This is a genomic window from Prevotella veroralis (genome assembly GCF_018127765.1).
Lineage (GTDB): Bacteria > Bacteroidota > Bacteroidia > Bacteroidales > Bacteroidaceae > Prevotella > Prevotella veroralis.
The window spans coordinates 632,877-656,988 of sequence record NZ_CP072330.1 but is presented as its reverse complement, the minus strand read 5'-3'; the positions used below and the strand labels follow the sequence as shown (position 1 = coordinate 656,988).

Below are 24,112 nucleotides of genomic sequence, written 5' to 3'. Positions count from 1 at the left end.
CACAACTATCTAATAACTAGCCAATTGCTAGAAATGTTAAATGTGACAGCAAATGAAATAAAAACTAAATTAGGGGTTTATTACTTATTTATAGGATTAGTTGCACAGAATTAGAATTGTATTTTCAATCCATCATAAGCAAAAAAGAAACCATTAGGAAGGTAATGTTGTGCCTCTTCATGTAAGCCTATTTGGTGCGTCAAGTGGGTTAGATAAGTTTGCTTAGCACAGATTCTCTTACTAAACTCTATCGCCTCTGGGATTAATTGATGCGAATGATGTTCACGAGTCCAACGCAAACCATTAACAACTAACGTCTCAACACCTTCTAAGTAAGGGAACTCTGACTCATCAATTGTTTTCATATCGGTGATATATGCCAACTTACCTATTCGATAGGCAAAGATAGGTAACTTTCCATGCATAACATTAATCGGTACTACATCAAAGTCACCTATCCGAAAATGAGAATGAGGCTGTATAGCATGAAGCTCCAACTTTGGCACACCTGGATAGAGATGTTCCGTAAAGCAATAAGGGAAATTATGCCGCAGACCAGCACACGTGTCCTCATTGGCATAAACATCTATATCTCCTAACTGGCAATAAGGACGGACATCATCAATACCACCGACATGGTCATAATGGATATGCGTTATCAGTAAGCCATCGATCTTACGGAAAGGTTGTGGTAGCATTTGTTGACGGAAATCAGGACCACTATCAATGATAATGCGAGTATTCTCTGTCTCTAACAAAGCAGAAGTACGTAAGCGTTTATCTCGTGGATCAGTACTTCTACAAACCTCACAATTACAACCAAGAACAGGTACTCCATTTGAAGTACCTGTACCTAAGAAAGTTAAATATCTTATAGGTTCTGAAATCTTCATCTCACATTTACTTCGGGATGAATCTCAATACCAAACTTCTCTCTCACATCATGCTGGATAGTCTCACAAAGGCGTACAACATCAGAGCCAGTAGCACCACCAAGATTTACCAATACTAATGCTTGCTTCTCATAAACGCCAGCATGCCCGAGAGCTTTACCCCTCCAACCACATTGATCAATCATCCATCCTGCAGGAATCTTCTCATGGTCATCATCGATCGTATAATGTGGCATTCCCTCATATTGTGCTGACAATTCTAAATACTTATCTTTTGAGACAATCGGGTTCATAAAGAAACTACCAGCATTACCTATTCGTTTAGGATCAGGGAGCTTTGCATTACGAATATCAGTAATTACTTGTCTGAGTTCTGCAGCTGTTGGGTTATCTATTCCACGCTCAGCTAACGCAGCTCGTATATTGCCATAATCAAGTCTTGGCTCATAAGTCTTAGATAGTTTATAAGTAACTGATGTAATCAGGAACTTATCACGCCACTCATACTTAAACTTACTCTGACGATAGCTATATTCACAATCAGCATTAGAGAAGTGACATACCTTTCCCGTCGCAATCTCTACAGCCTCAACTTCTTCTATCAAATCTTTTGCTTCTGCGCCATACGCTCCAATATTCTGAACAGCACTTGCACCGCATTCGCCTGGAATAATAGAAAGATTCTCTGCACCATAAAGATTATGACGAACACAATAGTCAACAAAGTCATCCCATACATATCCAGAACCACAACGCACACGTCCATCCCCCAATTCTTCTATAAACGAGATACCTGAATGAAGTACTGTACCTGCATAATCGCCCGTTAATAGAAGATTACTACCACTACCAAGTATTAATAGAGGATAATCATCATCCTCCAAAAAACGCACAACATCTTGTGCCTCCTCTACAGAGTTATATTCTACGAAGCGTTGACATTTAGCATCAATGCCGAAAGTGTTATGCTTAAGTAGACTATAGTTAAACTCTATTTTCATTTTAACTTATATCGTTTTTGCGTTTTCCTTTGTTTCTGTTTATAACACGGATTTATTCTTCTTGATATCTGATGACCCTTGCCGGACTGCCGACAGCAACAGCATTAGCAGGAATGTCCTTTGTTACAACCGCTCCTGCGCCTATTACAGCATTACGACCTATCGTTACACCGGGCAGGATAATTGCTCCTCCACCAATCCACACACCGTCTTCTATCTTGACAGGTTGGGCATAGATATTCCATCCTCCACCAGGAATCATTCGTTCTTTGGCAGTGACTGGATGCGCTGCTGTATAGATTTTCACGTCTGAAGCGATTAGAACATGATTGCCTATATCAATACGATTATTGTCTACAAACGTACAGTTCATATTGATAACAACCCAGTTGCCCATGTGGATATTGACACCATACTCACAATGAAAATCCACATCGATATGAATCGGATCACCGACAGAGCCAAACAACTGCTCAAAAATTCTGCGTTTGCTTTCGTGGTCAGCATAGTCGCAATCGTTCAACTTGCGCAATAAGCGTTTTGTACGTAATATTATCTGCTGCAATTCTGGGTCGACAGCATTAAAGAACTCACCATCCAAGGCTTTCTGACGTTCACTTTTCATAAGCAAAAGGGTTTAAATAGTTGGGTATATGCTTCCACTACCAATGATAGGTAGAGGGCTCTCTTGTTAGTAAGCGACTATCTTCTCCAGCCGCCACTTCTGACCATGACGTTTGAAAATGAGCTGTGTTTCTACTCCATTAGAGAGACCACGGAAAGTAAGGATCTTGCGATTCGTTTCCGTATACTTCTGACCATAGAGGATATTGTAAATCATCTCATTAGGAATCTCTGGTAAGAAGGTAGACCACTCCTCTGCTGGTATCGTACGATTTACCGTTGTAGTCTCTTCGCCATCAGGATCTGGTCCGGAGTAAGCTAATGGATTCTTTATAGCACCTGCGCCTCGTGTAGCGAAGAAGTTAGACAGGAACTTAAAGAAAGAGGCATTATAGCTATCCTTGAACGATATATTACGAATCTCATTCAATCTCCATTTACCTTCTTGGTGATCAAACCAATATTGCTCAATAGCCCCCTTCTTCAGGTGAATCTTCTCAACGATAACACTATCCAAATCAGTTGACTTCGGATACTTCATCTGCTCTTCGTTATCAAATACCAATGTATAATAACCTTGAGGGCGGAAGAAGTGATCTGTCTTCCATTGACCTTTCTGTAATTCAATCTTCTTATTTCCAGTTAGAACTGGCAATGGGAAGTTAATACGACTACGTTGCAACTTCTTATTTGCAATGAAGTTGAAGAAGAAATCATCAAATAGTTGGTCAGCCGCTTTAGGCATTGGCGTTGAAGCTATCACCTCTGTCGCTGAATCAACATCATCGACTGTATCACTATCTACCTCCGTAGATTCAGTGTTTGTACTATCAGCCGATTCTACCTTTTTGTTAGAACAACCTGTGCCTACAGTAAGCATTGCCACGCAGACAACTACAGCAAGTAAAAATACTTTTCTCATATTCTCTTTATTCGTCTCAAATTTCTTGCAAAAGTACGATATTTATTTCTAATAAGGTAGCAAAAGTATAAAATTATATTATGGTAATTTCTCCGTTCCGATTATAAATCGTACCTTTGCAGGAAAATAATCAAGCAGTATGTTATTAGACAAGATACAAGAACTTCTTAATGAAGTAAGCACACTCACGGCCAAAAGCGCAGATGATGTAGAGCAACTACGCTTGAAATATCTAAGTAAGAAAGGTGAAATCAATGCGTTGATGGGCGAGTTCCGCAATGTAGCAGCCGACCAGAAGAAGGCGGTCGGCATGAAAATCAACGAACTCAAGCAACTCACACAGAACAAGATTAATGATCTTAAAGAGCAACTTGAGACAAGTGAGGCACAGAATGACGATATTGATTTAACACGTACCGCCTACCCGATCAGCCTTGGTACACGTCATCCACTGACGCTGGTAAAGAATGAAATCATTGACATCTTTGCTCGAATGGGCTTCACGCTCTATCAAGGACCAGAGATTGATGACGACCAGCACGTGTTTACAATGTTGAACTTTGCTGCTGATCATCCTGCACGTGATATGCAAGATACCTTCTTCATTGAGCGTAGCAGTACGATGGACGTTACGAAGAACGTTCTGCTCCGTAGCCATACATCCAACGATGAGGCACACTATATGTCTACACATGAACCTCCAATCCGTGTTCTTTGTCCAGGTCGTGTATATCGTAATGAGGCTATCTCGGCTCGTGCACACTGCTTCTTCCATCAGGTAGAGGGTCTTTACGTTGATAAGAATGTTAGCTTTACTGACCTAAAGCAGGTGCTTCTCACCTTTGCTCGCGAGATGTTTGGTGCAGATACAAAGATTCGTCTTCGTCCAAGCTACTTCCCATTCACTGAGCCAAGCGCAGAGATGGATATCAGCTGTAACATCTGTGGCGGTGAGGGCTGCGGCTTCTGTAAGCACACTGGATGGGTTGAGATTCTTGGTTGTGGTATGGTTGACCCACATGACCTTGAGGCTTGTGGTATTGATTCAAGCGTATATACAGGTTATGCCTTCGGTATGGGTGTTGAGCGTATTGCTAACCTCAAGTACCGTGTAAGCGACCTCCGCCTCTTCTCTGAGAACGATACCCGCTTCTTGAGAGAGTTTGAAGGTGCATAAGCTGCAACCTATTAGAATACGGTAAAACGGATATAAGAGGATGGTCAACACATCCTCTTTTTTTATTTCAGCCTATTTGCCATCATGTTCTCCCAAGACATATAGCTTATTTCTCCCTTTCCCGATGTTCTTAATCTTTCCCTCTTCCTCCAATCGTGTCGCAATACGATAAGCATTTGCCTGCGAAAGATTAAGGCTAAGGCGCAAATCGTCGACAGAGAAGAAAGGTTTGTCAGTTCCCAACCTTGCGATAGCCTCATCAATCTCCTTTATTGTATAGGGTGTTTTGCACGATGTGTTGTTGATGTGTGAAAGTGGGGATAGATTGGTTTGTTTCGAGGCTTAGGGCATAAAAAATCCCGCTCCATAGCTATGGAACGGGAAGAGTTATTTGTGATTGGAATCTAAGTAATTAGAGTCCCATCTTCTTGCGAATATCCTTAGGAATTGCATTCTTGTTAATCATGTAGTCCATGGTGTTAGCAGCAATGAAGTCCTTTGTCATGTACCAGATACCCTTGTAGTCACCAGTCTCACCCCAAGAGTTCTTTACCATGTAGTACTCCTTACCATTCTGATCCTTTGCAATACCAAATATGAGCATACCATGGTCATCGGTTAGCTCCCAGTTGTCGAAACGCTCTTGACGCTGCTTCTGTGTAGGGGTAATCTCTGGTACGTTTACGCCGAGAGAGTCGATCAAGTCCTTCTTCTTCGCAGTAGATAGACCTAGCCAGTGAGCCATGTCACTACCCTTCATGCTCTCAACTTTCTTGCCATCAACCATGTAAGCGAGTCCCTTGCGTGAGAAACCAGGCTCACTAACATCGCCACCCCACGCAACGGTGTAACCATTCATTACGGCATTGTCGATGACGCGCATCATCTCATCCATCGGAAGGTTGTAAGATTGTGGGTAACGCCAGTTGTCCTGTACTTCTACAGCGAATGTGGTGTAGAATGGATGGTGTGTGTAAGAGGTAATGGTTACGTAATCGTCCCAATTCACACCGAGGCTTGCAGCGAAAGTCTCTGGAGTGTATTGCTTGCCTTCGTATGTGAACTTATCTGGGCACTTGCCGAGGTAAGCGTCGAGAATGCCTTGCAATCCAACCTTCCATTGACCTGATATCTTGTTAGCCTTGTTGCGTGCAACTGCATTTACGTATGGTTCCATCAATGAGAAGAACTCGTTGAAGTTATTCAATGAGTCGCCATAGAGCGAACCAGGGAAAGGCATTGCGCTTTCTGGTACGATACCATGGTGCTGAATGGTGTAAAGAACATCGTATGCTGAACCGCCTTGTGCGAACTGGCAATCGCCATGCAGACGAACAACTTGAACGGCACGATCCATGTAGGTCTTGTTAGCTACGAAGCTCTCGCAGAGGTCGTAAGTTTTACCAGTCTTTTTGAGAATCTCCGCCTCGAAGTAGCTAAGTGTGGAGTAATCCCAGCACGTACCTGAGCGGTTCTGGTCTTTAATACTAGTAATTGGATTCTGCTTTACTACCGTAAAGACAGGCTTGTTAGAAGCAGATGCTTCTTTCTTGTCTGTAGCGTTAGCGCCTATCGCTACCAAAGCGAGCAGTGCTACTACTAATGTTTTCTTCATAAAGTTGTAAATAAAAGTAGGCTGCCATTGTTAGCTTTTGCATTGAGTGGCAGCCTTGGATGAAGTTATTAATTATATGTTATCAATTACTTTCTGTTGGCTGCGATAAACTCTTCAACATCCTTTGGATGGTAAGGGATGAGGTCTTTACCAATAAAGCGACATCCCTCCTTGGTGATGAGGATATCGTCCTCAAGACGTATTCCACCGAAGTCTTTATACTCGTCGAGCTTATCGAAGTTCAAGAAGTCAGCGCAGTGTTTCTTAGCTCTCCATTCGTCAATGAGAGCAGGGATGAAATAGATACCAGGCTCATCAGTTACAACAAATCCTTCCTCCAGGCGGCGACCCATACGCAAGCAGTTTGTTCCGAATTGCTCTAAGTTAGGGCGTGTCTCCTCATCGAATCCTACGTTAATCTGGTCGAATGATTCCATATCATGAACGTCCATACCCATCATGTGACCTAATCCGTGAGGCAAGAACATTGCGTGTGCGCCAGCAGCAACAGCAGCGTCTGTATCGCCCTTTGCTAAGCCTAATTCTTTCATGCGATCGAAGAGAATACGGCAAATAGCAAAGTGAACATCGGCATACTTGACTCCTGGTTTCGCATACTTCAAAGCAGCGTCATGACATTCCTCAACAACTTTGTATATCTCTAATTGTCTCTGCGTAAACTTGCCATTTACTGGGAAAGTACGTGTGTTATCCGAGCAATAGTGGTTGATGGTCTCGGCACCAGCATCACATAATGCAAGTCGACCTGATTCCAATACTGCCATTGATGGGATACCGTGCATAATCTCACCATGTTGTGAGAAGATGGTTGGGAAAGAAACCATTGCACCGTATGAACTAGCGATACCGCTAACCTGTCCACCAACGTACTTCTCCGTTACGCCAGGTTTAGCAATGATCATAGCCGTTGTGTGCATCTTATAGCCAATAACGGCAGCACGCTCCAGTTCTTCAATTTCCTCTTGCGTCTTCACAGAACGCATCTTTACAACGGCACGGATGAGATCCATGCTTGCTGATTCTTTCTGCTGGTTAGGATGAATACCGAAGAGGTCAAAGATCTGAATCTTTATATCGGCACGATAAGGGGGAAGGAAATGGACTTTACGGTGCTCACGCAATGCGTTGTTGCAAATCGTCTTGAGTCCTTTCATGTCTACTGTGTTAGCCACGCCAACGGCATTGGCCATGTCTCTAACTGAATCAACACTTCCATACCAAACAATGTCATCAATGTCGATATCGTCACCAACGAGTGTCTCGGTGTCGTTATCAACATCAATCACACCAACAAGCCCATCACGCTTCATACCGAAGTAATAGAGGAAAGACGAGTCTTGGCGGAACGGATAATAACCATTTGCAGGGAAGTTTGCAGGTGATTCGTTATTGCCAAAGAGAATGATGATACCACTCTTTACGAGCTTCTTTAGCTCTGCTCGGCGGTTTACATAAGTTTCTTTGCTAAACATATTTCAATAAATTAGATGGTTTGATTGCAAAGATAGTTATTTTTGGTTGAAAGTTATTAACTTTGCAGTTGTTTTTTAACGAGTTTTTATGCAAATTGATAGGAATACGGGCTTAGTATTAGAAGGAGGTGGCATGCGCGGAGTATTTACCTCGGGCGTATTGGATGCTTTTATGAAGTATAATCTTCGTTTTAAGTATGTCGTAGCTGTATCGGCTGGTGCCTGTAACGGCTTGTCATATATGAGCAGACAGCCTCGCCGTGCACGTATTTCTAACATTGATATGCTTGCCAAGTATGATTATATAGGTTTACGTCATTTGGTAACACAAGGCTGCATTTTTAATCCTGAGTTGTTGTATAAGCAGTTTCCATTTGAGCTTGTTCCTTTCGATTATGATGAGTACTTCCGTCAAAGTAAGTTAGGCGAAGTCTATGAGATGGTTGTAACGAATTGTGAGACTGGGTTAGCTGAATATCTTACCGAAACTGACGGCAATGCGAAGAGATTAAATGAGTTAGCACGGGCATCCTCCAGTTTGCCTTATGTAAGTAAGATTGTCACCATAGATGGCAAACCTTTGTTGGATGGTGGTATTGTTGATTCCATTCCCGTTCAACACTCTATTGAGACCGGACACGAAACAAACGTAGTGATTTGCACACGTAATAAAGGATGGCGAGATAAGAGCAAAGACTATAAGCAACCTAAGTTTATCTATCGTAATTACCCCCGCCTACGCGTTGCATTAAGTCATCGTATAGAGGCGTATAATCGTCAGTTAGATTTGATTGACGAGTTAGAAGAACAAGGAAAGATACTCGTCATTCGCCCAGAGAAGCCCGTTGTTGTTGGTAGAATGGAGAAGGATGTCAACAAGCTCGAAGATCTTTATGAAGAAGGATTCCGCTTAGGCGAAGGCTTTATAAAAGAGCATGTCGAGTAATGGGATAAATATAATCGAACAACTATAGGAAGCTCTTCACATCAAATTATCAGTCCAAGTTATTTGCCATTATGTAAGAAATTATCATTACCTTTGTATCTGTTAAGAACTAACCATTACAATTTAAAATAATAGTATTATGACACAAGAGGAATATAACCTTTTAGACATTGATTTTGCTCATTGCCCTGGCTCTCATTGTGGAAAAGCAAATGAATGTTTCCGCCACGTAGCCTATCAGATGCTTGCAAATTGCACACGAGATCGTTATATGGTAACCAATCCGAACGTGATAACGGGCAAGCCTAATTGTCCGCTCTTTATATCTAACCGCAAGGAACGCTATGCTTGGGGAATCTCACACATCTTTGACAACGTGCGTGCCTCCGATTTGCGTGGCGTCCGACTGAGCGTTATGCAATGCTTCGGTGCAGCTACCTATTATCATGTTAAGGAACAGCTCCGTGCCATCACCGAAGAAGAACAACAGGACGTCCGTGATGCCTTTACCGAGAATGGTTATGACGGGCAGAGCATTGAGTTCGATCGCTATGAAGAGCATTATCCCGTGCTTATGCGTATGAAACGTTATAAGTAAGCACAGTCTTCGCCTTTCAATTATAAGTTCTTTTCTGCTTATATAAGTAATACGATGATACTTATATAAGCAGTACAATCGTATTCCTATAAGACCTATCGAGTTCTACACGTTTGTATAGCGAATTATACAGGCGTGTATAACTAATTATACAAACGTGTATAATTGATTATACAAACGTGTATAACTGATTATACAAACGTGTATAACTGATTATACAAACGTGTATAATTGATTATACAGACGTGTATAACTCGTTATACAAACTTGTATAATGCGGTTGATAAAGGCTAAGGAGGATGCGATGTCAAGTATAAGTGCTATCGTACATTAACTTACAGGTGCCTCGCATGGGTATTAGGAGTAAGATTGTAGTCTAATTGGATGGCGGAAGATGATACTATTTTCTCTGTCTATATGGGTAAAAATAAAGGATTCCTCACAGGTATATTGCTGTGAGGAATCCTTATAATTGAATTGAGTATATAATTTCAAAGAGGTATAGCTCCCTTTGTGATAGTTAGTCGGTTATATTCTGGGTTATATACTTCGGAGATTCACCATATTTATTAGCTTCTCTTTGACTATCCATTGTTGTAAATGCAAATATGATAAAGCTGAAAGCGAGACTAACAAACCAGATTAACATACCGAAGATGGCAATTCCACTGCCCATAGCTGTTTTGATTAAAGGTATCATAGTGTCTATATCGCCGAAGAGAGCGTCAATGTTCGTTGTCCCTATTCCCAGAAGCATGAGAGATATGCCAATAGCTTCAATGATGATAGTCGTTAAGAGCCACCATCCACTTTTGCCTATGTCGTGCAGACGACGAATAGTCATAGAGCAATTCAGGAGCATTAAGACGATGTTAAGATAACGACCTATGACTGGGATAAAATCGCATAAATAGCTGACAATGAGGAGAAACAACGCCCCCCACCAAAATTCAGAGCGACGACTACGAGTGTTTAGTTTCAAAGCTCTCGTGAAGATTCTTTTAACTGCTTCTAGGAATCCTACTTTGGGTAATTCTTTAATTTGTTCCATAATATTGCTTTTACTTTGAGTTGTATTGATTCTATTCCTTTAGTAAGTCGGGACGTAACCGCTTTGTTCGCTCCATTGCTTGATCGAATTCCCATTGCTTGATCTTAGCTTCATTACCGCTTAGCAATATCTCTGGTACATCCCATCCTTTATAACTGCGTGGGCGTGTATAGATTGGAGCGGAAAGCATATCGTCCATAAAACAATCAGAGAGCGCACTTTGGTCGTCACTGATAACACCTGGAACGAGTCGAACCACAGCGTCGGCAATGATAGCAGCAGGTAGTTCGCCACCCGTAAGCACGAAGTCGCCTATAGATATTTCACGTGTAATGAGATGGTCACGTACTCGCTGATCAATCCCCTTATAGTGACCTGCAAGAATGATGATGTTACCCCCCATTGATAAGTCATTGGCTATCTTCTGATTGAATTGTTCTCCATCGGGAGAGGTGAAGATAACATCGTCATAATCTCTCTCTTCCTTTAAAGCACTAATACAATTATCAATCGGTTCAATCTGCATAACCATTCCAGCCTGTCCGCCGAATGGATAATCGTCCACTCTGCGCCACTTATCCTTTGTATAATCACGAAGGTTATGCAGCCTTATCTCTGCAAGTCCTTTCTTTTCGGCTCTGGCAAGGATGCTCTCATGCACGAATCCTTCCAGCATTTCTGGTAAAACGGTGATAATATCTATTCTCATAAGTGTTACAAAGTTAAGTATTATTTTATTATTGCGTTGAGACATTAAGTTTTTTTTGTAACTTTGCAGCAGTTTTCTAATAATAACTTAAGAACAATATGAAAAGATTCTTTTCCCTCGCCATCCTCTTGATGGCAGCTTTTAGTGGTGCTATGGCACAAAACGTTCAAGTTCATTATGACTTAGGGCACAGTCTTTACAAAGATCTCTCTTCGCGCATGTCGGTAACGACTACTGTTGAGATGTTTAAACCTGATACCTGGGGTTCTACTTTCATGTTCACCGATATCGACTATAAACGCGATGGTGCTATCGGCGCTTATTGGGAGATCGCTCGTGAGTTTAATCTCTCAAAGAACAAGCAGTGGGCAGCCCATGTAGAGTATAATGGTGGTGCTGGAACTAACTTGAAAGATGGTAATTATGTAGGTAATCGTTATCAGCATGCAGTTCTCCTTGGCGGTGCCTGGAACTGGGCTTCAAAGGATTTCTCTAAGACATTCAGCGTTCAGTTAATGTATAAGTATTATTTCAAGAACGCTAATAAAGGTTGGCATCCCTTTAGTGGTTTTCAGTTGACTGAAGTTTGGAGTACCACCTTTGCAAAGGGCCTTTGCACATTTGATGGTTTCTGCGATGTCTGGTATGATCCGAATGTAAAGGGCAAGTTAATCATGATTTCAGAGCCACAGTTCTGGTTTAACCTTAACACACTAAAGGGAATGAAGAATGTGAATCTGTCTTTAGGTTCAGAGGTTGAGCTTAGCAACAACTTCGTTTATAACGATAAGGGTAAGAATAACCGCTTCTACGCTATCCCAACTATTGCTGCTAAGTGGACGTTCTAAAAATATCTTCAATAATAAGATTTATTCATTGATATAATTTTACGAATGAAAAACTTAAGGATTCTCATATTATTGGTAGCTTTGTTGGCGACGATGTCTCTTAATGCTCAAAGTTCTAAAAATTTTATTAAGCCTTTAGTGAAAGATGGATTTTATGTTGATTCTATATTGAGTCTAAAAGGAAATACCATAATTTATATGAGGGCTGGAACAGAGTTTGATATAGAGAAGGCAAAGGTTGCCTATGTAGAGCATTCTATTCTTGGGCGAATAGATATTACAGACGAAAAAACTGCTAATCAGAATTCTACTAGTCTTATATTTCCTGAACCAGAGTTTAATGGTGATGCCTTTATATGTAATTTAGAAGATAAAACATATATAAAAATGGAAAGAGCTATTGGGCAAGTTAAGGTTAAAGACCAGTTGTGGGGACCAGAAAGTAAACTATATGTAAAGCCGGAGGCTTCTCCCGTAAGGATTCCTAAGGGGAAAGTGGTTATTCTCATAAGAGTTCCAGATGTAAATGATGATCCAAAATCTTTTGTTAAGGTTTCACAGTTTTCTGTAAGTAAAACTCGTAAGTTGTCTTTAGCAAGGCAAAATGAATTAACAGGTAAAATAACTTATGGTGGTTATAATAGGCAAGAAAAGGATTTTACATATAAACGATATGGTAATAGTTCTTTGTTGCTTACAGTCGATATAGACGATGTCGGAGAATATTGTGTTAGCATTAGTAATCCTAATAGAGTAGATAGTAAACTTTCTGTGTCTTGCTTTGGAGTTGACGAATAAACAAGTTCTTTGAATAGTAAACTTAAAAGGGCTCACAAGAATGGTTGTGAACCCTTTTGTTTTTAGTTAGTTGTTCTTTCTGCGTAATCTTATTCGGCGTTCCCACAGAGCCGTTCCCAATTTGATAGTGCTAGTTATATTGTATTCAGCCACAAACCCATCAGGGGTGATATGTATCTTTATCTTATTATAGAGCGGATGAAAATCTTCGGTTAGCGAATCACAATCATTGTCAATTTCAGTAGTATCTATGACAACAGAGTCTGTGTCATCATCCACTACTTCTGCTATGGCTGTATCACAAACCGCTTCATATTCAATACTATCATCTGATATAGAGTCTACTTCTATGGAATCAATCTCTCCTTCTGAATTTCCATTTAAATAATCAAACATATAATCGCTGACATATTCTTCACTCTTTATGTCCCTGTAGAAATTCTCATTTGAAACCTTATCAGTTGTGTTGCAGTAGCTCATTGTCCGACTACTCCCATCTAATGGTTTCCCGGTGATGGTTACCTTGTCTTGCCAAGGAATACTCTGTGCCATAATAGCAAGTTTTAATCCTGGGCAAATAACATTAATCAAGTATTTAAGAATCTCAAAAGACCTTGTATTGTTGTTTTTGACTAGTATGTCAGAGAATGAGTCATGCTCCTTATCTAAGATTCTGTATGAAATCCCAGACTTTGGAAGTTTAGAGAATGATGGATAAAGCTCATGTGAGTTACAAATGATGTATTGATCTAATGATGAATTATAGGCTAGGATAATGTCATGTTGTGTTATGAATTGGATGACAGAATCAAGAGAGGCATATTGATTGTCTAGTGGATAACACGGTTGATTGATATGCAAGCGGAAGACAGTCCCATAAGCGGAAGAACTGAGAGCTGTTAATGTGAAACTGGAGTAGACACTATTAGGGGTTGATTCATAGAGTGAAGTATAAGGAAGGAGTAAATTATTCTTACCTGTAGGCTTGAATAATTGTTCTCCATAGTCTGTTTCGTCCCCTTTGGCAGAGTATGACCATGAGTTGGTAAATTCATAGCTAATTTCATCACCTATTTCTATTGCATTTTGGGCTGAAGCCGATAGTGAAACAAAAGTAAGACAAAGCCAAATCCAGAAACTCATGTATGATTTGTGTTCTGAGTGTAATGTTGTATGGGAGGAATATTGTGATGTACTCATACCTTATTGATTAATATTTAGTGAGAATCGTGTTGGGGCATTTGCCTTTTTATTCTCTAACAAGTGATTCGTGTGAAATTATCAGTGATTGGGGTTGTCTAGAAGTAACATCCCTCGTATATTCTGTTAAACAGCCTTCTGGGTTGAAAGAGATAGTTTCTTTTATGTTGAGAGGATTAGATTTGTTCTTTAGCTTGGATTGTGACGATTGCCCCCTTGAACTTGTGAGAGTAAATATAGCTTTCGTGTTACCAGTTTCGTCTTTTGTTACGTTACTAGTGGAGTCCTGCAGTCTTTGATTATCTTCAAGTTCATTATGATGTATCCCTGACTGGTATTCACGTACGTAGACATTGGGGATTATACTAAGACCTGGAGTTGAGAGGTTTATAATTAGTGAAATAAAGGGGTTAATGTTCTCAGGGTTACTAATATCTTTCTTTACTTCTTCTTTTGAAACGCCTGCAAACATGTCTGTAGTAAGCTGATTCTCTCCTTTATGTGCATAGACGTAATCTATAAAATCGCTTATTAAGTCTTTAGGATTAGTAAGCATGTAATTAGTCATGTCTGCATTAAAGGTGATTAGTAGCCCATGTTCCTTTAGGAACTCCTCAGCGAACTGAGCAAAGACTACATCCGACTTGTCATGGTCTTTATCTCTATAAGGACTTTGCTGAACCAGCAACCTCATGGTATAAGTCTGAGGAGTTACATTCCTTACTATTAATGTGAACCTTGATTCGTAGGAATCTTTTATTTCATTTAAGAGGTAGTAGGACCATACAGAACTACAAGCTAGATTTTCATAGATGTCATCAGGAAAGTCTATGGGCTTCCCTGTAGTTGGATTTGTCGTTTTTACTGAAAGCTTATAGACATATTGAATAGAATCTCCACGTTTGAAATGAGTAGAGATATACTCTCCTTTGGTTTGTGCAGAGAGTGTTGTACAAATGAGAGAAGCCATCAATAAGACTATTCTTCGTCGGTCAATCTTCATGTTGGTAAGGTTGTAAGAAGTTATTAAATTGTTATGTAATAGAGATCATATCAAAAAGAAGATGTTTTAGAATAGTGATCCTTCGGTGATTGGAGAGGATTCTAAGGCGAGTTTATTCTCGTCCATCTGCACGAATCGAGCAATGAATTCTTCCTCAGAGATAATTGGAATAGAGAGTTCCTTTGCCTTTTTATTTTTGCCAGAAGAACTTTCTATATCGTTGTTAATAAGGAAACTAGTTGATTTAGAGACAGAGCCTGTTACTTTGCCCCCTTGATTCTCAATGTAAGCCTTCAGCTCATTACGATTCTTATAATGATGCACATCGCCAGTGATAACAAACGTTAGTCCTTCGCAACTATTACCAGTTGGCGCAGATGAAGACTGACTAATATTGAGTTCTACTAATAGCTGTTGCATCATAGAATAGTTATCTTTATCCTTCATCCATCTAACAAAGCTGGCACTCTTTTCTGGACCAATGCCTGCAATAGTAGCAAAGACATCTTCGGTGGTAGCTTCAGTAGCTGTATGGAATAGGTCTGCGATTTGATAAGCTGATAACAAACGATTGCAAACATCACGCCCGATAAGTGGTATATTTAATGCAAAGAGTAAGCGATGCGCTTCTACGTTGCGAGCCTTCTCTATGGCTGTAAGTAACTTGCTAACACTCTTGTCTCCAAATCCATCCATTGTTCGTAGTTCTGAAGCATGGTTGTTGAGATGGAATAAGTCTGCATATTCACGTACCCAACCAAGATTGATAAACTTCTGTATTGTCTGTTCGGATAGTCCATCAATATTGATTCCTTCCTTTGAAACAAAGCGTCCGAACTTCTTGAGTTGCTTTGCAGGACAATGCGTGTTGGTGCAATGCAACGTCTTTGTTCCACTACTCTCACTCTCAGTTACCTCTGTTGCTGATTGGCATACAGGGCATACCTCAGGTATATGGAATACGCCCAATCGCTCAACAACATTGATTACCTTTGGGATAATCTTATTTGCTTTGATAACAGCTATCTTTGTTCCCTTATCGCCAATCCCCAGTCGCTCACATTCAGAGATATTACAGAGCGAGGCACGCTTTACAGTTGTTCCTTCTAGTTCAACGGGCTTGAATACGGCAACGGGAGATATGGTTGAGGCTGCACAAGACCATTCTATATATTCTAATTCTGTTTCCGCACTCTCATCCTGCCATTTGAAAGCATAACCAGCACGTGTCGCATGATGACCTGTTACTGAACCTGTTGCGGCGTAGGCAGTATCATCGTATGTGATGACCAGTCCATCAACAGGATAGGGGAAAGGTGAGGAACTCTTGCCTGTTACCCGTTCTGTCCAACAATCGATGACAGCTTGGATATTTGCTTCTGTGGGTTGCTCAATGAGTTCTCTGTCTACTGGCTTAAAGCCTTGTTGTTCTAGCCATGCCATACGATTGCCCCATGAGATAATCTCTTCTTCTTCATAGACAAGGGTAAACGGAATCCAACGGATATGGCGTTCTTTCACTTCATTGATGTTCTTCAACGTCAATGAACCTGATGCAAGGTTACGAGGATTAGCATATTCCTCTTCTGATTCCATATTGAATTGCTCGAAGTCAGGATAACTGATAACAGCCTCACCACGAATCACAAGATGTCCTTTATAAGGTATTGCCTGTAGGATTCCGTCAATAGCCTTAGATAGATGGGTAATATTTGTCCCAATGTGACCATTACCACGCGTGACAACCTTTGTCAGTTTCCCATTATCGTATGTAACAACAAGTGTCAAACCATCTAACTTCCATGAGAGCCAAATAGGTCTATTCTCTGCCCATTTTGCAAGTTCTGCCACCTTCTTTGTCTTTGCGAGGGAGAGAGCAGGGAACTCATGTTCCTCTTTCTGACCAGTAAGATTATCAGCAGATACATTTTGTGTAGGAGAATCAGGTAAGATAATTCCCGTTTCCTCTTCTAACTTCTTTAATCGGTCAAAGGCTGCATCCCACTCATAGTTGGTCATGATTTCTTCTCGACCATTATAATAAGCATCAGATGCAGCGTTGAGTTGTTCAACAAGGGATTGTATTTCGTCGTTCATTCGTGTTGAGTGTTTGAATATTGGCAAAGATACTACAATTTGATGAATCTGACATTCATTCGCTGAATTAATTTGAATAGTTTATGTTGCCAACTCACTTCTTTTGCTTACCTTTGCGCCAAAGAATAATCGAATCAATTTTATTTATGTCTACACTAACGATTTCTATTATCGTCGCCTTCGTCTTGGGGTATGCACTCATAGCGATGGAAAGTCTGACGAAAATCAACAAAGCTGCAATAGCTCTGTTGATGTTTGTAGTATGTTGGGTTCTTTACATGGTCGACCCTTCACCTTTTGTGCAACTGATGCATCCAGAGTTTAAGGGTGTGGGTGATCAGCTCGTCACATTTGCCAACAAGTTGATAACCGAGCATCTTGGAGACACGGCAACCACGCTTTTCTTCCTCATGGGAGCGATGACAATCGTTGAGATTGTTGATCAGAATGGTGGTTTCAACTGGGTAAAGAATGTGATGCGTTCTAAGTCAAAGCGTAGTTTATTATGGAAGATAGCCTTCATGACGTTCTTCCTTTCAGCTATCTTGGATAACTTGACAACAAGTATTGTGATGATTATGATTCTCCGCAAGCTCGTTCAAGACCATAAGGACCGTATGATTTATGCGTCATTGGTTATCATTGCCGCCAACTCTGGCGGTGCCTTCTCACCAATCGGTGATGTGACAACCATCATGTTGTGGAATGCGGGAATGATAACAGCTGGTGGCGTGATAAGCGAGATTTTCATTCCATCTCTTATATCAATGATTATCCCAGCCTTTGTTCTTCAGTTCTTATTAAAGGGCAAGTTAGGTGGTGATATGTTAGAGACTGATCACTCTGGTGATACCGAACTATTAGAGTTTAATGGCTCACAACGCAAGATAATCTTTGCTATTGGTGTGGGTGGACTCTGCTTCGTACCAGTATTCCATTATTTCACAGACCTTCCTCCCTTCGTTGGTATCCTCCTTGTTCTGGGTATTCTTTGGACGATTACAGAGATATTTTATCGCAATCTACATCGTGCTAAGGGTGATAGCGAAGACTTCTCAAAGCGTGTCACCAATCTGTTGAGCCGTATTGATATGTCAACAATACTCTTCTTCCTTGGTATTTTGATGGCTGTCGCTTGTCTTGAAGAAGTGGGTATATTACACGAACTCGGTGGAGGATTAAACAGTTTCTTCCAAGGTAATCATTATGCAGTGACGGGTATAATAGGAGTATTATCGTCTATTGTTGACAACGTCCCACTTGTTGCAGGTAGTATGGGTATGTATCCTGTTCAGGCAACAGGCGACATGGCTGTTGATGGTATCTTCTGGCAGCTTTTGGCTTATTGTGCTGGAGTAGGTGGTTCTATCCTTATCATTGGTTCTGCAGCAGGTGTTGTCGTAATGGGATTGGAGAAGATAACCTTTGGTTGGTACATGAAGAAGATTTCGTGGATAGCTTTCTTAGGCTACCTCTGTGGTATTCTCTCTTATTGGGTTATCCGTACGTTTATCTTCGCAACGCCATTGTAACATTTATCAGTATAAAGAATACTTATACGAGTTTTACATTATATAGAAATCGGGTGACTCCAATATTTGGAATCACCCGATTTCGTTATTGTACTTGTTTAGTTGGCAAAGCGTACATTCTGTGCACTCATTCCAACGGTGATGTTACCTTGGATGAGCTTGCCTTCTGGTGAGTAGTAGAACACTTCGCTTGGTGAATTATAATCTGGAGTGTCTATAACATAGATGTTACCCCACTTGTCAACATTAACTTGCTGAGGACTGTGAAGCCTTGTCATATCGAGATTAGTCTTTTGACCTGTAGCTAAGTCATAGAGGAAGAAACTCTTATCTGTGCTTCCGTAAGGAGCATAGAGGCAGACAAGAGCATTCTTCTTGGCACTATATGCTATGGCAGTAGCATTAAAGAGTTGTGTTACTTTGTTGGTCTTTGTGTCAATCTTCTGTACTAATGGCTTTTCTACATAATCAAACATAGACACAATAAATACGTCATTGCCAACAGCAATGTTTTGGGTGTAAGGATTAAGTCCAACCTCAATATTCTTAGGATTACGGAATGTGTTGAGGTCAACTACTGCTACATACTTACCATTACCCGTCATACTATAGTTTGAAAGGTTTGCATATAGCTTACCATTTGTAATTGAGATTGCCTCTGGGTGGTCTCCTACAACAACAGAGTCAACCATTGGCTTCACTTTGTCGTTGGGATTCATCTTATATACTTTGCCGCTGTATGCTGAGAAGTAAACATATTTGCCATCTGTTGCCAAGTAACGTGGCTCAACCTTGTGGAGCTTAATGGTTTGCTCAACTTTTCCTTGTCGGTTCAAAACTTCTACTTTTGATGATGTCGTACAAGCAACAACTACCTTATCATGGAATACGATTAAGTCTTGTGCATCACCGATACCAATACCATTCTGCGCCTTATAAGCATCTCTGAATACGAAAGGTGCTGTTGGACGAGCTTGTATGTTGTAATCAAGGATACCAACAGTTCCATTATTAGCACCCAAGTTCCCAGCGCAGGAAACATAGACATCTGTGGTTGATACTTCTGGTTGTTTACCACCATTAATGTCATCATCATCGCTACAAGCGGTGAAAGTGAGCGCAGACATGAGGATAATGCCTAACGCAAGTAGATTCTTTTTCATTGTCATCATTGTTTTGTTTATAATTGGTTTTATTTCTTATGTTAGTTATTTCAAAGTAGGGACAGACGCCCTCGTCTGTCCTACACAAGAATATGAACTCACAGAATAGCAGAATTATTTAGCGGACAGACGAGGGCGTCTGTCCCTACTTTAAAATATCCTTGGGTTATATCTTCCATGTTGCGGACAGTCGCCAGTTGGTACCTGGCATTGGATAGAAGCGAACGACTTCATAGTTTTTATTGCCGAGATTGCGCATGTCAAACTGTACTCGTAATTGCTGCTTATTGATTTTGAACTCCCGCGAGAGCGTTATACTATGGTCAGCAAATGGTTTCATACGATTGTCTGGAATGTTATAACTTAGCGTGTATCGCTTGCCCATGAATAAAACATTATAACTGAAATCGAGCCAAGGAGTATGTAATAAAACGCTTGCTGAACCCGAATGAAGTGGTGTGTAAGCTATCTGGTTGTGGTAATAGACGACAGTTGGGTCACTGATGTCCGTTGCCTTCATCAGGCTATAGCTACCTGTCGCACTCACGGACCAATCATTACCCCATCTCTTCTCTATGTTTGCTGATACATCAAGCCCTAATTGGCGCACCTTCCCAGCGTTCATCATCTGCCAATAGAACATCTTTGGTACCGCAATAATCTTATCGGTGACATTGCCGAAATACCCATCAGCAGTCAAGGAAAGCTGGAGTGTACGATTAAAGGTGTGCGAGTAAGTGGCACCAAGGTTCCACATGCGTGACTTCTCTGGGTTCAGATGGCGGTTGCCGATACCTGTATAATAAAGTTCATTCAGTGTTGGAGTACGGAAGATTTCCTTATATCCAAAGCGGAGGCGGAAGTCCTGCAGACAACGCCACTGCATACTGAAGGCAGGTGACTGTCTGTGAAATCCGTTTGAAGCGTTCCCTTGTTTTACACGTTCGTAGATATTCGTTGCAAGAAGAGATGCATTGACACTGAAAGGACCTATCTGATAGTTAGCTGCTAAGGCTGTCCACAGCGAGTTTCGGGTTGGGTTAGCAGCTTTCGGAAGCGTCATGGATAGATGGTTATGCGCATAATCCTGTGCGAAGGAAAGGTTTAATCCCTGCAATGGATTTGTCCACAGCGTCGCTGTAAGGTAAGTCTCGTTCTGTCGGTAGGTATCTTCTTTATATCCACTGGCAGGTATATCAGAGTAGCGCGACCAAGCGTAATTCCATTTAGCAGCCGCTTTCATCTTGATGCGATTGCTAAATCGGTTCTCATAGAGTATTTGCGTAAAGACATTCTTATCTTTCAGACGCTCTGCCGAATACGTGTTGTCATAGATGACAGCCCCTGGCAATCCTCTGTTTGATGTGAAACCGTAAGCCTTCCACTGCAATGTCTGCTTATCCGTGAGTTGATAGTTCATATTCAGTTCACCTCGCCATGTCTGTATGTCGCTGTTGTTTCTACGCTCATGGATGGTCTTGATACCATTCTTTAGCGTGAACCAATAAACGCCGTCAGCTCTTTCGTAGCTTGTGTATGCGCCAATTCCAAGACGTGAGAATTGTTGATGATAGCGTAGGGAGGGTGCAAGGAGACCATAGCTACCCGTGTGCAGCGTCGTTGTGAGGTGTGGCTTGCGGTCGGATACGCCTTGTAACGTGCTGATATTGATGAGTCCTGCCGAGGCATATGCTTTTGCACTCTGATAGATATTGTCCTCTTGCCCGATTTGCAAACTGACGAGTGAAACGTTGTCAAGCGTGAAGCGAGAGAGGTCTACCTGTCCACTCTGGCAGTCGCCCACCTGTACTCCGTCATACGTGACGCCCGTGTGTCCAGCCCCTAAGCCTCGAATATTGACAGTCTTCATACCGCCTACACCGCCATAGTCCTTCACCTGTACACCCGCAAATCGTTTCAGCACATCGCCCATATCGTGTATGCCGAGACGCTCCATATCCGTGTGTGACAGAGTCTGTATCGGTGTACTTGCCAATACATTCCCAGGAATGCGGAAGCCTTTGACCACCACCTCGTCTATCGTCTGTGTGGAATCATTGGTTACGGTTTGTGCTGTCATACTCAAAGGGCATAACAACAGAAAGAAAGAAGCCAGTTGCCTCATCTTCTTATAATGTATCATAAAGGTTCTATGCAGTGCCCTTCCTCGAGGGATGCAATGACTTGCAATGGCAGGTCTTCTGACTTGTTATCAAAAGAAGGTAAACGCCTTCCCAATCATCGTTATCAGTGGCTTATGTTTACCTGTGACAGACAACTTACAGCTGCGGGACAGTAGCGGAATCTCACCGCTTTCCCTTTTTAATCATGTAATGTTAATGAACCTATTGCGCGTGCAAAGATACTATAAAGGGGAGAGATAGGCAAATAAATAAGGTGATTTCATGGTTGTTGCTTCGCATGGTATCTTCAAATATGTATCTATCTTTATAGGTTAGAAGCGTGTTGATAGCATTTAAGATATGCTCAAGTCGTCCCTTATCTTTTATCTTTTCTCTCATAAATAAGAATCTTATCTTGATTAGCCGATTTGCTGGCAAAAGGTTGTAGACATCTTTCTTCCACTAAATCTATATCCTTTCCCGTCAGTTCTTTTAGTTGGAGCATGATTCGTGAGATAGTGAATAGTGTGATACGAGCGTGCTGATCGTATCTAACCATCAAATCTATGTCACTTTGTGCATGTTCCTCTCCACGCGAAGATGAGCCGAATAACCATACACGCTCTATGGGCTGACTGGTTAGAAAGCCTTGTATCTTATGAATAAGCGGTTGTATATTGGAGCTAATCATCACCTTCTTATATTATAGTATCTATATTCCTTCTGCTGCAAAGATAGTCTTATTCCTTTAAAATAACAAGCCTTTACGCTGTTTTTAACGTGTCTTGATTGATTAGATAGCCCTTATAATATGAGTAAATGATAGTTGTTCTGATTTTTATGTATGGTTGGTTAGAATGAGTGCAAATAGGCTCGTCCAGTTTTTCTCACCTGTTTGCTAATCGTTTTCCACCTGTTCCAGCATTCTTTATCACCTGTTCCCCATTCCTTTCTCACGTGTTGCGCATCCTTTATACACGCATATAAAGTTAGTCTCACCATGATGAGACACAAGTTTCACCATGGTGACACAATAGTTTCACCGTGGTGAGAATATATTTTCACCATGGTGAAAATAAGAAAAGATACGGAAGTCAAAGATGCAAGACGCATGAGAAAGGAATGGGGAACGGGTGAGAAAGAATTCGGAAACCTATTAGACAAAGAGCGCAAATAGGGTTCTAAACATATAGTTTCGAGGTTTGAAACAAAGAGGAACGCTTATGAGTTATGTTTCTGTAGATGTCGCATTGGGTGTCCGCCCCATGTGTTCTCACCTACAAACGTGAAGCCTATGCGTTTGTAGAGACGCTCGGCTTGCGGGTTGCCAGTGTCTACTAATAATCCTGTTGGTAGATTCATGCGTTCGCCCTTCTCGATAGTAGCACGGAGAAGTTTTGTGGCAATGCCTTGACCTCTGTAGCTGTTGCTGACGCAGAGAGAGTCGATATAAAGTTCACCAGCTGCTGTTTCGTCTTCCATGTTGGAATAGTCTCTACCGAAAGTCTGCTTAGCCCCGTCTATAAATGCTTGGCGTAATTCGTGGAGCTTAGCTCCATCATAGCTTACACATACGCCCGCTATATCGTTGTTCTCCGTCATAGCTACCAGTGTGTTACGATAGGAATATTGCGAATCCTCTCGTTCAACTAACTTAGTCATCAACTGATGGAACTCATCTAACGTATGTTCTGGTCCAGCAAACCACTGGCAGCACTCGTGGTTCATAGCCTCCATAATCATTCGTGCTATCACTGCCGCCTGTTCTTTTCGTGCTTCTGTAATTTTAATCATGGTGCAAAGGTACGGAGAGAATATGGTATTTCATGGTTTCACTTGTATTATTCTTCGGCATTTATCATCGTTTCTCATAGTCATTCCTAACGTGTATAAACGCAATTACCCTCTCTAATCATGTGATTGGAGAGGGTAATATGGTTATCTTTTGCCTTGTTTTATAGTGCTGTGAATGCAGCGGTGAAGCCGAAGATAATACCAGGCGTATTGGCAATAGCCAATGGCCAATCGCGTTTGTCCTTGAATAGTCCGTATGCAACCCACAAGGTGCAGTTGATACCTGCCATGAATGGCTGAATGAAGGTGCCCTTGTGTCCTGCGAGGTTACTCTCTATTTGTGGAAAATAGAAGATGTACATTAAGATAGATGTTACCATACCTACCCATCCCATGGAAGTGAAGAACTTTTCTTTTGTCATAATCGTAAGTCTATAAAAGTGTTGATACTGTGTCTTGTGCGCCAGCGTTGTTAGTAGCAAAGACTGACATTATCGTTAGCATTGCCAAGCCCGTTGTGATTAA

The 24,112-nt window shown here is 41.3% G+C and carries 23 protein-coding genes and 1 riboswitch; of the genes, 6 read left to right on the top strand and 17 right to left on the bottom strand.

Annotation, left to right across the window (positions count from 1 at the left end; translation table 11 throughout):
- Nucleotides 1–110: 110 nt before the first annotated feature.
- The 4 genes from J5A55_RS02735 to J5A55_RS02720 all read right to left on the bottom strand — a co-directional run bounded on the left by J5A55_RS02735 (nt 111) and on the right by J5A55_RS02720 (nt 3,440).
- Entirely contained in the window at nt 111–893 is a 783-nt protein-coding gene (locus tag J5A55_RS02735; protein ID WP_004382688.1) for an MBL fold metallo-hydrolase, read from the bottom strand.
- A complete protein-coding gene (murB, locus tag J5A55_RS02730; protein WP_004382687.1) occupies nt 890–1,894 on the bottom strand; it encodes a UDP-N-acetylmuramate dehydrogenase in 1,005 nt (334 codons plus the stop codon). The genes J5A55_RS02735 and murB overlap by 4 nt, the downstream gene beginning before the upstream one ends.
- Nucleotides 1,895–1,946: 52 nt before the next feature.
- The gene (locus tag J5A55_RS02725) at nt 1,947–2,519 is read right to left on the bottom strand and encodes a sugar O-acetyltransferase (RefSeq protein ID WP_004382686.1); all 573 of its coding nucleotides are present in this window, start codon (nt 2,517–2,519) and stop codon (nt 1,947–1,949) included.
- A gap of 66 nt (nt 2,520–2,585) precedes the next feature.
- Complete coding sequence (locus tag J5A55_RS02720; protein ID WP_004382685.1) at nt 2,586–3,440, bottom strand: DUF4348 domain-containing protein; 855 nt, start codon at nt 3,438–3,440, stop codon at nt 2,586–2,588.
- Nucleotides 3,441–3,579: 139 nt separating this feature from the next.
- On the opposite strand from J5A55_RS02720, the gene pheS reads away from it, so the two are divergent.
- Nucleotides 3,580–4,617: a phenylalanine--tRNA ligase subunit alpha gene (pheS, locus tag J5A55_RS02715; protein WP_004382684.1), complete on the top strand. Its 1,038-nt coding sequence runs from the start codon at nt 3,580–3,582 to the stop codon at nt 4,615–4,617.
- Nucleotides 4,618–4,689: 72 nt separating this feature from the next.
- Here pheS and J5A55_RS02710 read toward each other — a convergent pair whose 3' ends face one another.
- The 3 genes from J5A55_RS02710 to J5A55_RS02700 all read right to left on the bottom strand — a co-directional run bounded on the left by J5A55_RS02710 (nt 4,690) and on the right by J5A55_RS02700 (nt 7,725).
- Nucleotides 4,690–4,860, bottom strand: coding sequence for a hypothetical protein (locus J5A55_RS02710; protein WP_004382683.1), 171 nt, complete (start codon nt 4,858–4,860; stop codon nt 4,690–4,692).
- Nucleotides 4,861–5,029: 169 nt separating this feature from the next.
- Nucleotides 5,030–6,232 (bottom strand): C1 family peptidase, encoded by a 1,203-nt coding sequence (locus tag J5A55_RS02705; RefSeq protein ID WP_004382682.1) that lies wholly within the window; start codon nt 6,230–6,232, stop codon nt 5,030–5,032.
- An 86-nt stretch (nt 6,233–6,318) separates the two neighbouring features.
- Nucleotides 6,319–7,725: an aminopeptidase P family protein gene (locus tag J5A55_RS02700; RefSeq protein WP_004382681.1), complete on the bottom strand. Its 1,407-nt coding sequence runs from the start codon at nt 7,723–7,725 to the stop codon at nt 6,319–6,321.
- An 88-nt stretch (nt 7,726–7,813) separates the two neighbouring features.
- On the opposite strand from J5A55_RS02700, the gene J5A55_RS02695 reads away from it, so the two are divergent.
- Nucleotides 7,814–8,671 (top strand): patatin-like phospholipase family protein, encoded by an 858-nt coding sequence (locus J5A55_RS02695; protein ID WP_004382679.1) that lies wholly within the window; start codon nt 7,814–7,816, stop codon nt 8,669–8,671.
- Nucleotides 8,672–8,810: 139 nt separating this feature from the next.
- The gene (locus tag J5A55_RS02690; protein WP_004382677.1) at nt 8,811–9,269 is read left to right on the top strand and encodes a DUF6078 family protein; all 459 of its coding nucleotides are present in this window, start codon (nt 8,811–8,813) and stop codon (nt 9,267–9,269) included.
- A 520-nt stretch (nt 9,270–9,789) separates the two neighbouring features.
- On the opposite strand, the gene J5A55_RS02685 is transcribed toward J5A55_RS02690, so the two are convergent.
- Complete coding sequence (locus J5A55_RS02685; RefSeq protein WP_249118602.1) at nt 9,790–10,251, bottom strand: DUF805 domain-containing protein; 462 nt, start codon at nt 10,249–10,251, stop codon at nt 9,790–9,792.
- 100 nt (nt 10,252–10,351) lie between these two features.
- Nucleotides 10,352–11,029, bottom strand: a complete 678-nt coding sequence (gene trmD / locus J5A55_RS02680) for a tRNA (guanosine(37)-N1)-methyltransferase TrmD (protein WP_039850987.1) — start codon at nt 11,027–11,029, stop codon at nt 10,352–10,354.
- Nucleotides 11,030–11,127: 98 nt separating this feature from the next.
- On the opposite strand from trmD, the gene J5A55_RS02675 reads away from it, so the two are divergent.
- Together J5A55_RS02675 and J5A55_RS02670 are read left to right on the top strand one after the other, a co-directional pair.
- Entirely contained in the window at nt 11,128–11,877 is a 750-nt protein-coding gene (locus J5A55_RS02675; protein ID WP_004382674.1) for a nucleoside-specific channel-forming Tsx family protein, read from the top strand.
- Between the two features lie 45 nt (nt 11,878–11,922).
- Nucleotides 11,923–12,675, top strand: coding sequence for a hypothetical protein (locus J5A55_RS02670; protein ID WP_004382673.1), 753 nt, complete (start codon nt 11,923–11,925; stop codon nt 12,673–12,675).
- Nucleotides 12,676–12,741: 66 nt separating this feature from the next.
- Here the strand turns inward: J5A55_RS02670 and J5A55_RS02665 are convergent, their stop codons facing one another.
- From J5A55_RS02665 to ligA, 3 genes are all read right to left on the bottom strand, one after another.
- Nucleotides 12,742–13,818: a hypothetical protein gene (locus J5A55_RS02665; RefSeq protein ID WP_004382672.1), complete on the bottom strand. Its 1,077-nt coding sequence runs from the start codon at nt 13,816–13,818 to the stop codon at nt 12,742–12,744.
- 106 nt (nt 13,819–13,924) lie between these two features.
- Nucleotides 13,925–14,878, bottom strand: a complete 954-nt coding sequence (locus J5A55_RS02660; RefSeq protein ID WP_004382671.1) for a hypothetical protein — start codon at nt 14,876–14,878, stop codon at nt 13,925–13,927.
- A 66-nt stretch (nt 14,879–14,944) separates the two neighbouring features.
- Nucleotides 14,945–16,975 carry an NAD-dependent DNA ligase LigA gene (ligA, locus tag J5A55_RS02655; RefSeq protein ID WP_004382670.1) on the bottom strand — a complete coding sequence of 677 codons (2,031 nt, stop codon included), beginning with the start codon at nt 16,973–16,975 and terminating at the stop codon, nt 14,945–14,947.
- A 146-nt stretch (nt 16,976–17,121) separates the two neighbouring features.
- Between ligA and nhaD the strand changes: the two genes are divergently transcribed.
- The gene (nhaD, locus tag J5A55_RS02650; protein ID WP_004382669.1) at nt 17,122–18,507 is read left to right on the top strand and encodes a sodium:proton antiporter NhaD; all 1,386 of its coding nucleotides are present in this window, start codon (nt 17,122–17,124) and stop codon (nt 18,505–18,507) included.
- 98 nt (nt 18,508–18,605) lie between these two features.
- On the opposite strand, the gene J5A55_RS02645 is transcribed toward nhaD, so the two are convergent.
- The 5 genes from J5A55_RS02645 to J5A55_RS02625 all read right to left on the bottom strand — a co-directional run bounded on the left by J5A55_RS02645 (nt 18,606) and on the right by J5A55_RS02625 (nt 24,009).
- Entirely contained in the window at nt 18,606–19,670 is a 1,065-nt protein-coding gene (locus J5A55_RS02645; RefSeq protein ID WP_039851140.1) for a YncE family protein, read from the bottom strand.
- A 166-nt stretch (nt 19,671–19,836) separates the two neighbouring features.
- Nucleotides 19,837–21,813, bottom strand: a complete 1,977-nt coding sequence (locus J5A55_RS02640; RefSeq protein WP_004382666.1) for a TonB-dependent receptor plug domain-containing protein — start codon at nt 21,811–21,813, stop codon at nt 19,837–19,839.
- 31 nt (nt 21,814–21,844) lie between these two features.
- A riboswitch (cobalamin riboswitch) is annotated at nt 21,845–22,035 on the bottom strand.
- A 134-nt stretch (nt 22,036–22,169) separates the two neighbouring features.
- Complete coding sequence (locus tag J5A55_RS02635) at nt 22,170–22,484, bottom strand: nucleotidyltransferase family protein (RefSeq protein WP_004382665.1); 315 nt, start codon at nt 22,482–22,484, stop codon at nt 22,170–22,172.
- A gap of 530 nt (nt 22,485–23,014) precedes the next feature.
- On the bottom strand, nt 23,015–23,587 hold the full coding sequence (locus J5A55_RS02630) for a GNAT family N-acetyltransferase (protein ID WP_004382663.1): 573 nt from the start codon (nt 23,585–23,587) through the stop codon (nt 23,015–23,017).
- Between the two features lie 161 nt (nt 23,588–23,748).
- A complete protein-coding gene (locus J5A55_RS02625; RefSeq protein ID WP_004382662.1) occupies nt 23,749–24,009 on the bottom strand; it encodes a hypothetical protein in 261 nt (86 codons plus the stop codon).
- Nucleotides 24,010–24,112: the final 103 nt, after the last annotated feature.

Excerpts from the sequence above, each read along its gene's own strand:
- J5A55_RS02735 (WP_004382688.1), bottom strand. The coding sequence starts at position 893 with ATGAAGATTTCAGAACCTATAAGATATTTAACTTTCTTAGGTACAGGT.
- murB (WP_004382687.1), bottom strand. The coding sequence starts at position 1,894 with ATGAAAATAGAGTTTAACTATAGTCTACTTAAGCATAACACTTTCGGC.
- J5A55_RS02725 (WP_004382686.1), bottom strand. The coding sequence starts at position 2,519 with ATGAAAAGTGAACGTCAGAAAGCCTTGGATGGTGAGTTCTTTAATGCT.
- J5A55_RS02720 (WP_004382685.1), bottom strand. The coding sequence starts at position 3,440 with ATGAGAAAAGTATTTTTACTTGCTGTAGTTGTCTGCGTGGCAATGCTT.
- pheS (WP_004382684.1), top strand. The coding sequence starts at position 3,580 with ATGTTATTAGACAAGATACAAGAACTTCTTAATGAAGTAAGCACACTC.
- J5A55_RS02705 (WP_004382682.1), bottom strand. The coding sequence starts at position 6,232 with ATGAAGAAAACATTAGTAGTAGCACTGCTCGCTTTGGTAGCGATAGGC.
- J5A55_RS02700 (WP_004382681.1), bottom strand. The coding sequence starts at position 7,725 with ATGTTTAGCAAAGAAACTTATGTAAACCGCCGAGCAGAGCTAAAGAAG.
- J5A55_RS02695 (WP_004382679.1), top strand. The coding sequence starts at position 7,814 with ATGCAAATTGATAGGAATACGGGCTTAGTATTAGAAGGAGGTGGCATG.
- J5A55_RS02690 (WP_004382677.1), top strand. The coding sequence starts at position 8,811 with ATGACACAAGAGGAATATAACCTTTTAGACATTGATTTTGCTCATTGC.
- trmD (WP_039850987.1), bottom strand. The coding sequence starts at position 11,029 with ATGAGAATAGATATTATCACCGTTTTACCAGAAATGCTGGAAGGATTC.
- J5A55_RS02675 (WP_004382674.1), top strand. The coding sequence starts at position 11,128 with ATGAAAAGATTCTTTTCCCTCGCCATCCTCTTGATGGCAGCTTTTAGT.
- J5A55_RS02670 (WP_004382673.1), top strand. The coding sequence starts at position 11,923 with ATGAAAAACTTAAGGATTCTCATATTATTGGTAGCTTTGTTGGCGACG.
- J5A55_RS02665 (WP_004382672.1), bottom strand. The coding sequence starts at position 13,818 with ATGAGTTTCTGGATTTGGCTTTGTCTTACTTTTGTTTCACTATCGGCT.
- J5A55_RS02660 (WP_004382671.1), bottom strand. The coding sequence starts at position 14,878 with ATGAAGATTGACCGACGAAGAATAGTCTTATTGATGGCTTCTCTCATT.
- ligA (WP_004382670.1), bottom strand. The coding sequence starts at position 16,975 with ATGAACGACGAAATACAATCCCTTGTTGAACAACTCAACGCTGCATCT.
- nhaD (WP_004382669.1), top strand. The coding sequence starts at position 17,122 with ATGTCTACACTAACGATTTCTATTATCGTCGCCTTCGTCTTGGGGTAT.
- J5A55_RS02645 (WP_039851140.1), bottom strand. The coding sequence starts at position 19,670 with ATGAAAAAGAATCTACTTGCGTTAGGCATTATCCTCATGTCTGCGCTC.
- J5A55_RS02640 (WP_004382666.1), bottom strand. The coding sequence starts at position 21,813 with ATGATACATTATAAGAAGATGAGGCAACTGGCTTCTTTCTTTCTGTTG.
- J5A55_RS02635 (WP_004382665.1), bottom strand. The coding sequence starts at position 22,484 with ATGATTAGCTCCAATATACAACCGCTTATTCATAAGATACAAGGCTTT.
- J5A55_RS02630 (WP_004382663.1), bottom strand. The coding sequence starts at position 23,587 with ATGATTAAAATTACAGAAGCACGAAAAGAACAGGCGGCAGTGATAGCA.
- J5A55_RS02625 (WP_004382662.1), bottom strand. The coding sequence starts at position 24,009 with ATGACAAAAGAAAAGTTCTTCACTTCCATGGGATGGGTAGGTATGGTA.